Annotated in this window: 10 protein-coding genes, 1 tRNA gene and 1 pseudogene; 5 read left to right on the top strand and 7 right to left on the bottom strand. The window is 50.2% G+C overall.

Annotated features, from left to right (window positions below):
• Positions 1–18: 18 nt before the first annotated feature.
• Positions 19–303, bottom strand: coding sequence for a YfcZ/YiiS family protein (locus ACLJRU_RS14560; protein WP_000030904.1), 285 nt, complete (start codon positions 301–303; stop codon positions 19–21).
• Between the two features lie 370 nt (positions 304–673).
• On the opposite strand from ACLJRU_RS14560, the gene fadL reads away from it, so the two are divergent.
• A complete protein-coding gene (gene fadL, locus ACLJRU_RS14555; protein ID WP_001518618.1) occupies positions 674–1981 on the top strand; it encodes a long-chain fatty acid transporter FadL in 1308 nt (435 codons plus the stop codon).
• 60 nt (positions 1982–2041) lie between these two features.
• Here the strand turns inward: fadL and mlaA are convergent, their stop codons facing one another.
• Positions 2042–2797 carry a phospholipid-binding lipoprotein MlaA gene (mlaA, locus tag ACLJRU_RS14550; RefSeq protein WP_000776785.1) on the bottom strand — a complete coding sequence of 252 codons (756 nt, stop codon included), beginning with the start codon at positions 2795–2797 and terminating at the stop codon, positions 2042–2044.
• A 288-nt stretch (positions 2798–3085) separates the two neighbouring features.
• Here mlaA and ACLJRU_RS14545 point away from each other — a divergent pair, with 288 nt between their 5' ends.
• Complete coding sequence (locus ACLJRU_RS14545) at positions 3086–4102, top strand: formate/nitrite transporter family protein (RefSeq protein ID WP_023235108.1); 1017 nt, start codon at positions 3086–3088, stop codon at positions 4100–4102.
• A tRNA-Arg gene (locus tag ACLJRU_RS14540) sits at positions 4093–4167 on the top strand. The genes ACLJRU_RS14545 and ACLJRU_RS14540 overlap by 10 nt, the downstream gene beginning before the upstream one ends.
• A gap of 156 nt (positions 4168–4323) precedes the next feature.
• Here ACLJRU_RS14540 and pgtE read toward each other — a convergent pair.
• The 4 genes and pseudogenes from pgtE to pgtC form a co-directional block, all read right to left on the bottom strand.
• Positions 4324–5262 carry an omptin family outer membrane protease PgtE gene (gene pgtE, locus ACLJRU_RS14535; protein ID WP_000716014.1) on the bottom strand — a complete coding sequence of 313 codons (939 nt, stop codon included), beginning with the start codon at positions 5260–5262 and terminating at the stop codon, positions 4324–4326.
• 267 nt (positions 5263–5529) lie between these two features.
• The gene (pgtA, locus tag ACLJRU_RS14530; protein ID WP_000930836.1) at positions 5530–6777 is read right to left on the bottom strand and encodes a two-component system response regulator PgtA; all 1248 of its coding nucleotides are present in this window, start codon (positions 6775–6777) and stop codon (positions 5530–5532) included.
• Positions 6767–8772, bottom strand: a pseudogene (gene pgtB / locus ACLJRU_RS14525) (two-component system sensor histidine kinase PgtB). Before pgtB ends, pgtA begins: the two are co-directional and overlap by 11 nt.
• Positions 8769–9962, bottom strand: a complete 1194-nt coding sequence (pgtC, locus tag ACLJRU_RS14520) for a phosphoglycerate transport regulator PgtC (RefSeq protein ID WP_000467983.1) — start codon at positions 9960–9962, stop codon at positions 8769–8771. Before pgtC ends, pgtB begins: the two are co-directional and overlap by 4 nt.
• A 435-nt stretch (positions 9963–10397) precedes the next feature.
• Here pgtC and pgtP point away from each other — a divergent pair, with 435 nt between their 5' ends.
• Complete coding sequence (gene pgtP, locus ACLJRU_RS14515) at positions 10398–11789, top strand: phosphoglycerate transporter PgtP (RefSeq protein WP_000955747.1); 1392 nt, start codon at positions 10398–10400, stop codon at positions 11787–11789.
• Between the two features lie 275 nt (positions 11790–12064).
• On the opposite strand, the gene ACLJRU_RS14510 is transcribed toward pgtP, so the two are convergent.
• Positions 12065–12307, bottom strand: coding sequence for a YfdY family protein (locus tag ACLJRU_RS14510; RefSeq protein WP_000639889.1), 243 nt, complete (start codon positions 12305–12307; stop codon positions 12065–12067).
• A gap of 521 nt (positions 12308–12828) precedes the next feature.
• Here ACLJRU_RS14510 and lpxP point away from each other — a divergent pair.
• Positions 12829–13746, top strand: coding sequence for a kdo(2)-lipid IV(A) palmitoleoyltransferase (lpxP, locus tag ACLJRU_RS14505; RefSeq protein ID WP_011264339.1), 918 nt, complete (start codon positions 12829–12831; stop codon positions 13744–13746).
• The last annotated feature ends 73 nt before the right edge of the window (positions 13747–13819 follow it).

Below are 13819 nucleotides of genomic sequence, written 5' to 3'. Positions count from 1 at the left end.
GCGTCGTGAATGAACGGATTAACGCAGGCCGAGCTGGAAGATCAGCGTTTCTGCTTCGCAGGCGAAAACAAAATCAATATCCAGACGAACGCCTTCGGATTCCTCGGTAAAGGTTGGCGTAATTTGGCAAGGTTCAGACTCCACGCTACGCGCTTTTTCGGTTAACGCCGCCAGCGTCTCTTCAGCCTCTGCGCGGGTAGCGAATACGCGGCTGTATGACGCGGTGCAATCGGAGTTGTCCATGATGGTTCCAACGTCCATACAGCAGCAAACCGGGGTTTCATCAGCACTGCATTTACTCATTGTAGATTTCCTCTGTATTTGCACCCAGGGTGCCAGATAAACGATGGGGATATTTTACGCTCCCGGCATTCGCCTCTCCAGTCGTTAATGGTGGGAAACGCGTTAAGTGACCGAAATCACACTTAAAAATGATCTAAAACAAAAATCGCGCGATCGGGTGACCGTTAAGCCCGCCGATTTTGCCAGCCAGATCTCGTTTCTAAGATCACAATTGAAAAAACTTATAAACATACTTGCAACATTCTAGCTGGTCAGACCTATACTCTCGCCACTGGTCTGATTTCTAAGTCGTACCGCAGACCCTACACTTCGCGCTCCTGTTACAGCATGTAACATAGTTTGTATAAAAATAATCAATGAGGTTATGGTCATGAGCCAGAAAACCCTGTTTACAAAGTCTGCTCTCGCAGTCGCAGTGGCAATCATCTCCACCCAGGCCTGGTCTGCAGGCTTTCAGTTAAACGAATTTTCTTCCTCTGGCCTTGGCCGGGCCTATTCGGGTGAAGGCGCAATCGCAGATGATGCGGGTAACGTTAGCCGCAACCCGGCGTTAATTACTATGTTTGACCGCCCGACGTTTTCAGCGGGCGCGGTTTATATTGATCCTGATGTTAATATTAGCGGGACATCGCCATCTCGTCGGACGTTAGATGCGGATAACATCGCGCCGACGGCCTGGGTGCCGAACGTCCATTTTGTCGCCCCGATTAACGATCAGTTTGGCTGGGGGGCTTCTATTACCTCTAACTATGGTCTGGCGACAGAGTTTAACGACACATACGCCGGCGGCTCGGTTGGCGGTACGACCGATCTTGAAACCATGAACCTGAATTTAAGCGGCGCTTATCGCTTAAATGAGGCCTGGAGCTTCGGCCTCGGCTTTGATGCGGTATACGCGCGCGCGAAAATCGAACGTTTTGCGGGCGATTTAGGCCAGTTGGTCGCGGCACAGAATCCGGCGCTGGCGCCGGTCGCGGGTCAGATTCCCAGCGACACCAAGATTGCCCACCTGAACGGTAATCAGTGGGGCTTTGGCTGGAATGCCGGTATCCTTTATGAACTGGATAAGAATAACCGCTACGCGCTGACCTACCGCTCGGAAGTCAAAATTGACTTTAAAGGCAACTACAGTAGCGATCTTCCCATCGCTATAAACCGATTTAACCTGCCTATCCCAACGGCAACCGGCGGCGCGACGCAGTCAGGCTACCTGACGCTGAATCTGCCGGAAATGTGGGAAGTGTCCGGTTATAACCGTGTGGCGCCACAGTGGGCCATCCACTATAGCCTGGCCTATACCAGCTGGAGCCAGTTCCAGGAATTGAAGGCAAAATCGACCGCTGGCGATACGCTCTTTGAGAAGCATGAAGGCTTTAAAGACGCTTACCGCATTGCGTTGGGCACCACCTATTACTACGATGACAACTGGACGTTCCGTACCGGTATCGCCTTCGATGACAGCCCGGTACCAGCGCAAAACCGTTCTATCTCTATTCCGGACCAGGACCGTTTCTGGCTGAGCGCCGGTACGACTTACGCCTTTAACAAAGATGCGTCTGTCGACGTTGGCGTCTCTTATATGCATGGTCAGAGCGTGAAAATTAATGAAGGCCCTTATCAGTTTGAATCTGAAGGGAAAGCCTGGCTGTTCGGTACTAACTTTAACTACGCGTTCTAATCTCTTTCTGAGACGGATCAAAAAGGTGAGCATTGCGCTCACCTTTTTATTTACTGCCGTTTATTCCGAGTCGATCTCTTTGAGTTCATCCTGAATCGCCTGCGCGTTCGGGTTTTCCTGCGGCTTGAGTTTTCCGCCATTGGCGATAAAGTCATGACGCTGGAAGTACGCCTCGCGCACCATAATATAAGGATCGGAAGACTGGCGCAGCAAACCATCGGAGTCCAGCAACTGCGCGCGGGTTTCTATCCCTTCGATAGTCCATTTTCCTATGGACATTGGCCAGGTCAACCACGAGAGCACCGGATACAAGGTATCCGCCATATCCCCGCCATCTTCACGCAGCGTGAAGCTGCCGTAGAACGGAATTTGCATATAAGGCCCATACCCCACGCCATAATGGCCCAGCGTACTGCCAAAGCGATGCGGTTCAACGCGCTGCAGCTTAGGATTCGCCATTCCCGCGACGTCAATAAAGCCGCCCATCCCTAATAAGGTGTTCAGGAAGAAACGGGTGAAATGCACCATACCCTGATAAGGATCGCCCTGCAGGAAATAGTTCACCATGATCGCCGGTTCTTCGAGGTTGCCGGTGAAATTACTTAAACCGTTACGCGCAGGCTGTGGAACATAATCACGCCAGGCGACCGCGACCGGCCGAACAACATACGGGTCCAGCACATTAAAGTTGAAGTTGTACATGGTGCGGTTAAACCCTTCAAATGGGTCTGAACGCCCCTGCTGTTCTGTACCGGAACTCGCACACCCGACCAGCAGTGTGGTTCCCAGCGCCAGCGCCGACAGGCGAAGCTTCATAGATGTCTCCCTGTGAATTATGGCTATCGCTGATTGCCATCCATGACGGAACGCTACCGTATCCGCCTGTTTAGGTGTGAGCGATTTTAACAGCACGTCAAACGATGTCTATATGCGCGATCTCATTGCTTTGAGCATAGCCTGGTAACGCAACAACGTGACGGCCCTATTCTAACGAAACAGATAAAAACGAGCGTGATCATTTTTATTTTTTCGGAGAATGCCCCGGCCTGGGTAAATGAAAAACCGCTACGCTTTATTAATATGTGTTAATCAGCAGAGATCATCATGGATAGCCTTAACGACGATAAAATTAACCGGCACAGCAGTGACCTGGAAGTTGAAAGCGAAGAAAAACAAAGCGGTAAAGAGATTGAAGTGGATGAAGATCGTCTTCCTTCCCGCGCCATGGCGATTCATGAACATATTCGCCAGGATGGTGAAAAAGAAATGGAACGCGATGCGATGGCTTTGCTCTGGTCAGCCATTGCCGCAGGACTTTCTATGGGGGCATCACTCCTGGCGAAAGGGATTTTCCACGTGCAGCTTGAAGGCGTTCCCGGCGGCTTTTTACTGGAAAATCTCGGCTATACCTTTGGTTTTATCATTGTCATCATGGCCCGCCAGCAATTATTTACTGAAAATACCGTTACCGCCGTATTGCCGATAATGCAAAATCCCACTCTGAGTAACGTTGGCCTGCTGATGCGCTTATGGGGCGTAGTCTTATTGGGCAACCTTATTGGCACCGGGGTTGCGGCGTGGGCATTTGAATATATGCCTATATTTGATGAAGAGACCCGCGACGCCTTTGTCAAAATTGGTATGGAGGTCATGAAAAATAGCCCAACGGAGATGTTTGCCAACGCGATTATCTCTGGCTGGATCATCGCCACAATGGTATGGATGTTTCCTGCTGCAGGCGGGGCAAAAATTGTGGTCATTATTTTGATGACCTGGCTTATCGCGCTGGGCGATACCACCCATATTGTCGTCGGTTCCGTTGAAATTTTGTATTTGGTTTTCAACGGCACGCTGCCCTGGAGCGACTTTTTCTGGCCCTTCGCCCTTCCCACACTTGCCGGAAATATCTGCGGCGGCACCTTTATTTTCGCATTAATGAGCCACGCGCAGATCCGCAACGATATGAGCAATAAACGTAAGGAGGAAGCGAGGCTACGCGGCGAGCGCCTGGAACGGGAGCGGAAAAACAGCGCTGAGTGGCGACGGTTTAACCAGTCAGGCGGCGCTACACTTACTCCGGCGAATAAAAAACGCTATACTGGCGCCGCGTTGTCCCCTTAGTTAAATGGATATAACGAGCCCCTCCTAAGGGCTAGTTGCAGGTTCGATTCCTGCAGGGGACACCATTGATACCCAGGACATTCTCTTCTTGCTGCATAACCTTTCGAGCGGTTCCCCTTTCATGTTGCTTTTATTGCCCCTATGCAATATCACCGGACATGCCATACGTTCAGCAAAAAGTCGTCATCGGCCGGTTATGACCGATGACATCCCGATGTGGTCTAGAAGCGATACTGCAACCCCGCGGTAACCGTATAGTTATTATTAGCTATACCTGCGGCATCGCCACCAAAATACGCCGTATCACCGCTGGTTTTATCTATGATTTGCGTACCGCCCTTACCTTCTTCATATTTACTGTAAGCAAACTCAGCAAAGATTTTTGCATTACTGGTAATATAATATCCGGCGTCAATAGAAGCGCCATAATATCGTGAATTTTCCGTTTTTTCACGGAAGGTAAGTTTGCGCATGTAGTGTTCGTCATTATCATGCGCATTTACCCAGTCGCTGTATTTAAACAGTACATTACACTCAAAGTCATTAATACGATAATCACCCGCCAGCCCGATATAGGGCATTTCGAAACGCTGGCTATAACCTATGCCGCGCACGCCATGAGGAAAATTACCAATATACCGACCATTATCATAAATATAAGACCCGCCTCTTGCCGTCCAGCTAAAACGGGTTTCCTGATAGCCCGCTGTTACGCCCGCCTTGTAGTTATCGCCCTGCAATAACCAACCTTTCACATTCAAATCGTATTCATTAGCATAGTTGACGCTGGTGTCCGGATGAATTGAACGATCGGTCCAGCCTGGCTGCTCACTGCTCATCCAGTCATGGTCAACCATATGACCCGATCCCGACGCCAAAGACGTCCAGCCGCGGGCGTCCAGCGTCATGAACGAATAGGGTTCCCATGATAAATCCCCCTGCAACGTGGCGACATTTTTTATTTTCCAGTCCAGTTGACTCAGCTTCCGCCCGGTGTCGGTATCATAAACCAGCTCCCTGGATTTACCATTTAACACACCCACGGAAAGGGATGTCGTGACGCTATCAGGAGAGACGTCCGGAATAAATAAGGTAGACTCCGCATAAACCGACTCAGAAAATACGGCGATCATCATTACTGCAATAGCATGTTTTTTCATTTCTCTTGTCCTCATATTCAGATGTAATCTGGAGAGGTGATGAAGTTTTCATCTTGTCAAATCGTCGGACAAGAGTACATTTATTACGCCAGAGAACTTGACGCATTTTTACCTTATATTGAAGTTAAGAAATAGAATTTGATGCTCAGGTGAATAATAAGCAATCTATAATCATGATGGAATGATTTACCATTACGGTGATGTGACGTTATCTGGCTAACGACATCGTTGCTGTTGTTGTCAGCCAGATTGAAAGTAACTGTAATATCAGAATTTATAATGCTCTTTACTTAGACCATATTTTTTCATGCGCAGATAAAGTTTTTTACGGGGAATTTGCAGGTACTCCGCCACTTCATTAATTCGTCCCTGATGAATGTTTAATGCTTCGGTAATAATTTGTCGCTCATACTCTTCAACGCGCCGGTCAAGCGGGGTCGGCTCCTGCAGAAGCAACTGCGGGTTGACCGTTTCCGCTAGCGGCAGCACGCCAACAGCGAAAAGCTCCGCCGCATTAGCCAGTTCGCGCACATTGCTTGGCCAGGCGCGTCGCATTATTCCTTTCAGTAATTCCCCCGCTATTTCCGGCACTGGATGATTGAGCCGCAGGCAGGCTTTTCGAAGATAATGGCGAAATAACGGCTCGATATCATCCGGTCGCTGAGAAAGAGACTGGCAGGCGATTTGGGTCATGGCGAAACAGTAGTAAAGCTCGGCCGCAATCTGGTTAGCTGCCGCCTGCTCCACCAGCGAAGCGCTACCAACGCCCACCAAACGAAAAGGCCGATGCTCCAGGCTTTGTAAACGCGCCAGATGGTGCTGCTGTTCGCGTGTCAGATATTCGGGATGGCTCAACACCAGCGTACCTCCTTGCGCCTGGTCGATGAATGTCTCCAACTGCCCGGCATTTTCCGGCGTAAGTTCATAGCGTACAAACGGCCCTTTCGCGTTACGCCCCAGTTGATGGAGATAACGGGCGCCAGTCATACGTCCTGTGCCATGCTCACCGTAAAACCATACGGCAATGTCCGTTTCCGCCAGTTGTTGTAACCGTTGTCGAAACTGATTCATCCACTCGCTGCGCCCAATCAATTCAACCTGTAACGTCTGCTGGCAATATTGCCGCCGTGCAATGACCGACCGGCGCTGGCGTAGCGCGTCTTCAATTAATATCAACAGCTTGCCCGGATCGACGGGTTTTTGCAGAAAATCCCAGGCGCCCTTTTTCACCGCATCAACCGCCATCGGTACATCGCCATGTCCGGTAATCAATAAGATTGGCAGTTGATCGTCATCCTGATGAAACAGCGTCATAAGATCGATACCGGAACACCCCGGCATACACACATCGCTCAAAACGATCCCCTCCCAATCCGCTTCTACCCACTCTTTGGCCTCGAAAGGATGGGTAAAGCCACGCACGCGGTAGCCTGCCTGCTCAAGCATTTGGGTGTAGGCGTCAAGTACATCAACGTCATCATCAATCAGCAAAATAGAACATTCATCATTCAACATCATCGACATCCGTTACAGAGAATTGCAGCACCACGCAAGCGTTACGCGTCAGCGTCGACGCCAGACGCAGGTCGCCCTTCATTTGCGCCATCAGCGACACGCTAATCGACAGCCCAATACCCAACCCGACAGCTTTACTGGTAGTAAACGGCTTGAGTAAAGAGGGCAACAGCGCCACAGGCCAGCCAGGGCCGTTATCTGCAATATAAACCTCCAGCGCCTCTCCCTGCGTCTGCCACGTCACCGCGATCGCCGCATCATGCGAACAGGCGTCAAGCGCATTCGCCAGCACATTCACCAGAACCTGCTGAATACGCACTTCATCGCCGCTAACCCATACGGTGTCGGTTGGCAGTGAAAGCGCTCCCTGCCGGGATTGGTGACGCATGGCTAATAACTCCCATGCCGCCACGAAGGTTTGGCGCAGATCAACGGGATACAATGGCGTTTCCAGCTCCGCCCGGCGGGTAAACTGCCGCAGCGAACGGATAATGGCGTCAATCCGGTTAATGAGCCCTTCCGCTTTGGTGAGCGTATTTCTCGCCTGTCCGCTCTGACCTTGTTCAATCGCGCGTCCCGCCGTAAATAAATACATTGAAAGCGCATTCAGCGGCTGGTTAATTTCATGCGCCAGCGTGGTCATGGTCTGGCCGACTACCGCCAGTTTCGCCGTCTGAATCAACTCATCCTGCATGGCGCGCAGGTCGGCTTCTATCTCTTTGCGTTCGGCGACCTCTTGTTCAAGCTGCCTGCGTTGCATATTGAGCTGGCCCAGCGTATGACGTAGCAAACGGGCTATCCGTCCTAGCTCATCGCGCCCGTAAACCGGGATAGTCGAGTCGGTTCTCCCCAGCCCTATCTGTACCACAGCCTGATTAAGCGCGGTAAAACGCTTCACCAGTCGGGAACGGATAAAATAGTGGTTGAGTCCCCAGGCCAGTAGCAACGCCAGGAGCGTCGCCACTAAAATAAGCCCGCCGCTAACGCGAACAATCTGTTCCAGGCGTTGATTGAGCGTCTGCATTTGCTGGTGACTACTACCTAACTGCGCCTCAAGCAGCGTGCGAAAGCGCCCTAGCGTAGCCTCTCTGGCGCGGCTGGCGTCCAGTAAGGCTTTTTGCGCCGCAACATAATCGCGCATGGTATCGGGCATCTTATTTTTTACCATCCCGATTTCCAATAGTTCGTCGATGGTTTGCCGTAGCGTGATCGTACTGGGCCAGTCATCCAGCGCACGAATATTCTCATCCGCCGTTTTTTTAGGTTTTCCAGATAGCGAATATGGGTCTCCACCAGCATCCCGTCATTATTGCCGGACTTGAGCTCATTCAATCTGTCGCGCAGGTCATCAACAATCTGATTTTCAATTCGCGCCAGGGTATATACCTGCTGCTGCTCGTTCTGCACCTCGCGCGAACGTTGCAAATACTGCGCTGCATCGCCCTGATTCGCCTCAATTTGATCGAGCAGCGTCCCTTGCTGCCAGGTAAAATCCTGTACCAGCGAATTTAGCTCCGTGGTGAAATCATCATGGAGCCAGTCGATGCGAGCGGAAAGCTCGCTGACTTTCTCCCGCACCAAAAACATGTTGTAGAGGGCGTTGTCCAGCTCCGCCAGCAAGGTCCGGCTATCCTGTAAAATGACGGCCAGTTGCCGGCGCTCAGCAAGCTGAAGCCCCTGACTGAGACGCTCAATCTTATCCAGATGCTGAATAATCTGCGTACGTAACTGCAAACGTACCGTCGTGTTCGGCGCCAGCAAAAATTCATTGAGTTGATCCACGGCTAGATTCAGGTTCCCCTCAATTAAAAAAGCGGAGTGGATGCGAGGAAAATATTCATCAAGCGAATAGCGAACCTGCGAACTTTGCTCATGCCAGGAATAAAGGCTGACCATACTGACAATCAGCGTCAGTAATGCGCCCGTTAAAAATGCGCCCCGTAAACTGTTGCTGATACTGAGCTGACGAAGCCGTTGCAATAATCTCCCCTTCATTTCAGCTCTTCCAGTTTGTGAATCGCCAGCCGCTGATTGTTCAGAAACCAGATCTGCCACTCCATCATTTTTTGTTCGGCAAAGCTTTTATTATCAAACTGCGCCAGCCAGGTTTCATCCTCACTGCTTGCCGCATCCACCGGGACGCTGGTCAATAAAGCTCTGATTTCAGGTAAGGGGCGTTTAAGCCGCGTTTCTGCGCTGTGCAACGCTCGCCATGCATCTTTAAGCTGCGCAAGTCGAAAACTGATCGCGGTATCAAACATGCGTTGTACCAGTTGCTGACGCTTCAGGATCAGACGATAGTTCAACGGCGGCTGGGCCATCAAACGCTGTTGTTGCGCGGCGCGAGGATTATCGGCGCTAAGCGGTGCGACGGGATACTTACCGGTATTCGCGTCAGCCAGTATCCTTTGCCCTTTCGGACTTAATAAGTAATGAATAAAAGCACGCGCTTCGTCTGCATGACGGCTGTTTTTCAACACCGCGACGTAAGTGGGCGACACCGCAGAATATGGGAAATAGGTAAAAGCAAGATTAGGATCGTTAAGTAGCAAATTAGCATAGTTATCAATGACCGGCCCGGCAACGCCAAGCCCGCTTTTAATTTTATCCGCTACGCCGAAACTGCGAGAGGAAATCGTGACCAGATTACCCGAGATTGCCAGCAGCGTTGCCCATCCTGCCGTCCAGCCTTTTTGCTGCAACAGCGACTCCACCATCAAATGATTGGTGTCTGAGCGTGACGGACTGCTCATTAATAGAGCGCCCTGGTAACTGGGCAGGCCCATATCCTGCCAGTCGGCAGGCGGCGGAAGATGGCGCGCAGCGAGCGCTGAACGGTTGATCAATAGCCCAAATCCGGATACCGCTACCGCCACTGAAGTTGAGCGGATAGAACGCGGCACCAGCTTCTGGCTGGCAGCAGGCGCGCTATCCAATAGCGCCAGCTTTTGGTGCTCCTGAAGGTGTTGCAACAGCATGGGGGATGACGTCAGGATCAGATCGACATTTTCCGCATTCGCCGTATCAAGTAATTGCTCTAAAGAACCGCTGGTACGGTTGAGCGTACGAATCATGACGGAACCCGGCTCCGTCTGCCAGCGCTGGATAATCCAGGCGGTCGCGCTGGGTGAAAAGGTCGTTGCCATCACCAGCTCGCGGCTGTACGCCTGGCAAGAACCGAACATCGCCGCCAGCCATAGCGTAAAAGCGCCCACTCTGGCGAAACAACCACAGTATGAGAAAAGTCGATTTGTGATCCCGTTCATAAATATCGATATCACATAAAGAAAATATTGAGACAAAACTTACCCTTTTATTTCTGTTGGCATCCAGAACAACGTTATTTGAATAATAACGGGTCCGTCGCCCGAAAACATCAATAAAGCGTATCAGATCACTGGCAGCAAATTTGTTAATATCCGCACATGCTAACGATAAAACGGCCATGCCAATAATTAAAGTTTCACCACACCCTTCAGGATGGGTCAAAAATAACCTTTAAATTCACCCAATTGAGTCAATTTTGACACATTTCTTCGACTTGAATTTTATTGTCACTCCTTTCACTCTACCGACAAAACCTCCTGATGTTCATCTCACTATAAAATACAGGTGACTCCATGTTAACAATATTAAAAACAGGGCAATCGGCGCATAAAGTCCCACCGGAAAAAGTCCAGGCTACGTATGGTCGATATCGTATACAGGCATTGTTAAGCGTATTTCTGGGATATCTCGCTTACTATATAGTCAGAAACAACTTCACATTATCGACGCCTTATTTAAAAGAGCAATTGGATCTCAGCGCTACGCAAATCGGCCTGCTGAGTAGCTGTATGCTTATTGCTTACGGAATCAGTAAAGGCGTAATGAGCAGTCTGGCGGATAAAGCCAGCCCAAAAGTCTTCATGGCGTGCGGTCTGGTACTCTGCGCGATTGTTAACGTTGGGCTGGGATTCAGTAGCGCATTCTGGATATTTGCCGCTCTGGTGGTCTTCAATGGCCTTTTTCAGGGCATGGGCGTCGGCCCCTCGTTTATTACTATTGCAAACTGGTTCCCTCGTCGGGAACGCGGACGCGTAGGCGCCTTCTGGAATATCTCGCATAACGTTGGCGGCGGGATCGTCGCGCCTATCGTCGGTGCGGCTTTTGCGATATTGGGCAGCGAACACTGGCAAAGCGCCAGTTATATCGTTCCGGCCTGCGTCGCCGTCATTTTTGCCTTAATTGTTCTGGTCTTGGGAAAAGGTTCGCCGCGCGAAGAAGGTCTTCCCTCCCTGGAACAGATGATGCCGGAAGAAAAAGTCGTACTGAAAACGAAGAATACGGCAAAAGCGCCGGAAAATATGAGCGCATGGCAAATCTTCTGTACTTATGTGCTGCGCAATAAAAATGCCTGGTATATTTCGCTGGTGGATGTCTTCGTCTATATGGTGCGGTTTGGCATGATTAGCTGGTTGCCTATCTATCTGTTGACAGTAAAACACTTTTCAAAAGAACAGATGAGCGTCGCGTTTCTCTTTTTCGAGTGGGCGGCGATTCCCTCCACGCTACTGGCAGGCTGGCTGTCAGATAAACTGTTTAAGGGCCGCAGAATGCCGTTAGCCATGATTTGCATGGCGCTGATTTTTGTCTGTCTGATCGGATACTGGAAAAGTGAATCTTTGCTGATGGTAACGATTTTCGCCGCCATTGTAGGTTGTCTGATTTACGTCCCGCAGTTCCTCGCGTCCGTACAGACAATGGAGATAGTCCCCAGCTTTGCCGTAGGTTCCGCCGTCGGTTTACGTGGGTTCATGAGCTATATTTTCGGCGCCTCGTTGGGCACCAGCCTGTTTGGTGTAATGGTGGATAAACTTGGCTGGTACGGCGGATTTTATCTTCTGATGGGCGGCATCGTGTGCTGCATTCTATTCTGTTACCTCTCCCATCGCGGCGCGCTGGAACTGGAACGCCAGCGCCAGAATGCGTTACATAATCAGGACTCACTGCAGCTTGCGGACGCGCAATAAACGATTAGCCTTCCTGGGGAACAGAAGCGCCGACATTGTCGGCGCTATCTATTCACTGGCATCGTATATACCCAAAATAATTCGAGTTGCTTAAAGGCGGCAAGGGAGTGAGTCCCCAGGAGCATAGATAACGATGTGACTGGGGTGAGCGACAAATCTGCCGGGAGCAGATTTGAACGTCACGTGCGACGGCCCGTCAGAGCGAGGCCCATCGATGGGCCGAGTAATCCGTAGCCAACACATCAGCAACTTGAAGTATGAAGGGTATGTACTGACTAACGCTTACCGTATCCCACCATAAAGCGAATAATTAACCCACATGCCGGTGCGAGAAAAAGCAATAATCCGCTAACGATGTCATCGCCATCCTGCAACCATACATTGAGTAAATAAATCAGCGCGGCAAGGATAACCATTCCCGTAAAAGAAGAAACCGCAGAAAAAGCCCCCATCACCTGACCGATATAGCCACTCACGGCAAGTATACTTATTGCAAGAAATGTCCATAAATAGATCATCTATAATACCTCCTGTCTATGGCAAGGCTTCCATATAGCCTTACGGTCCCTCTCACTTCTCCTGTAAGATAAACCTTATCAGCCCGTCATTTCCATAACATTTATCTCACATTTTATTTTTTTAATCATTTTTCAATGACCTTCGTCTGAAATAAAATTATCACTGTAAAAACAATGCATTAAAAATAATGATTAGCTTATTTTTGCTACGGGAGAAATATTTACGCTTCTTGATAAAGAATTTCTGGGCGCGAGTAAATAACTGGTGGTACATTAGCCTGCCTGGCGTTCATGCCCTCGTGGTTTAGTACTGACTTAGTTTTACACTCCTTACGGGAACCATTGTCGTACATGATGGCCTAACTATACGTAAATCATTCAAGTTACCCTGATGAGCTTACTCAAGTAAGTGCTTCGGATAAGCGAACGCAACTTGAAGGATGATGCGTATTTCAGAGTGTACCGCTGCGGATAATGACTCTTCTGCGATACATTATTTTCGTATCTACAGAAGGTATTTTATGTTTCCTCAAAGCAAATTTTCACGCGCGTTTTTGCACCCGCGCTACTGGCTGACGTGGTTTGGCGTTGGCGTCCTCTGGTTACTGGTGCAGCTTCCCTACCCGGTTTTGCGTTTTCTGGGCACCCGCACCGGTAAACTGGCGCGCCCCTTCCTGAAGCGACGTGAGTCAATCGCCCAGAAAAATATTGAACTCTGTTTTCCGACCCTCTCCCGGGAAGAAAGGGAAAAACTGATCGCCGAGAATTTCCACTCTCTTGGCATGGCGCTGCTTGAAACGGGCATGGCCTGGTTCTGGCCTGATAACCGGGTTCGCAAATGGTTTGATGTGGACGGGCTGGACAACCTTACCCGTGCGCAGGCGCAAAATCGCGGCGTAATGGTCGTTGGCGTGCATTTTATGTCGCTGGAATTGGGAGGCCGGGTAATGGGTCTCTGCCAGCCGATGATGGCGACCTATCGTCCGCATAACAATCCGCTCATGGAGTGGGTGCAGACGCGCGGTCGTATGCGCTCAAATAAAGCGATGATCGGCAGAAACAATCTGCGCGGCATTGTGGGCGCGCTAAAAAAAGGGGAAGCCGTTTGGTTTGCTCCCGACCAGGACTACGGCCCTAAAGGCAGCTCCTTTGCGCCATTTTTCGCGGTTGGAAACGTCGCCACCACCAACGGCACCTATGTACTGTCCAGGCTGTCTGGCGCCGCCATGTTGACCGTTACAATGGTAAGGAAATCCGATAACTCGGGTTATCGTCTGTATATTACCCCTGAAATGGAAGGTTACCCGGCAGATGAAAATCAAGCCGCTGCCTATATGAATAAAATTATTGAGAAAGAGATCATGCGCGCCCCGGAGCAATATCTCTGGATTCATCGCCGTTTCAAGACTCGCCCGCTGGGGGAAGCGTCACTCTACTGACTAGTCCTGATATAGGTTGACAGTTTTTTGTCTGTAAAACGCCTGATGAACATCATCGGGCGTTTTGTATTTC

The organism is Salmonella sp. SAL00653, assembly GCF_046552515.1.
Classification (GTDB): Bacteria; Pseudomonadota; Gammaproteobacteria; order Enterobacterales; family Enterobacteriaceae; genus Salmonella; species Salmonella enterica.
This window is presented reverse-complemented; position numbering and strand designations above follow the sequence as displayed.

Excerpts from the sequence above, each read along its gene's own strand:
- ACLJRU_RS14560 (WP_000030904.1), bottom strand. The coding sequence starts at position 303 with ATGAGTAAATGCAGTGCTGATGAAACCCCGGTTTGCTGCTGTATGGAC.
- pgtP (WP_000955747.1), top strand. The coding sequence starts at position 10,398 with ATGTTAACAATATTAAAAACAGGGCAATCGGCGCATAAAGTCCCACCG.
- mlaA (WP_000776785.1), bottom strand. The coding sequence starts at position 2,797 with ATGAAGCTTCGCCTGTCGGCGCTGGCGCTGGGAACCACACTGCTGGTC.
- lpxP (WP_011264339.1), top strand. The coding sequence starts at position 12,829 with ATGTTTCCTCAAAGCAAATTTTCACGCGCGTTTTTGCACCCGCGCTAC.
- ACLJRU_RS14510 (WP_000639889.1), bottom strand. The coding sequence starts at position 12,307 with ATGATCTATTTATGGACATTTCTTGCAATAAGTATACTTGCCGTGAGT.
- pgtC (WP_000467983.1), bottom strand. The coding sequence starts at position 9,962 with ATGTTCGGTTCTTGCCAGGCGTACAGCCGCGAGCTGGTGATGGCAACG.
- pgtA (WP_000930836.1), bottom strand. The coding sequence starts at position 6,777 with ATGTTGAATGATGAATGTTCTATTTTGCTGATTGATGATGACGTTGAT.
- fadL (WP_001518618.1), top strand. The coding sequence starts at position 674 with ATGAGCCAGAAAACCCTGTTTACAAAGTCTGCTCTCGCAGTCGCAGTG.
- pgtE (WP_000716014.1), bottom strand. The coding sequence starts at position 5,262 with ATGAAAAAACATGCTATTGCAGTAATGATGATCGCCGTATTTTCTGAG.
- ACLJRU_RS14545 (WP_023235108.1), top strand. The coding sequence starts at position 3,086 with ATGGATAGCCTTAACGACGATAAAATTAACCGGCACAGCAGTGACCTG.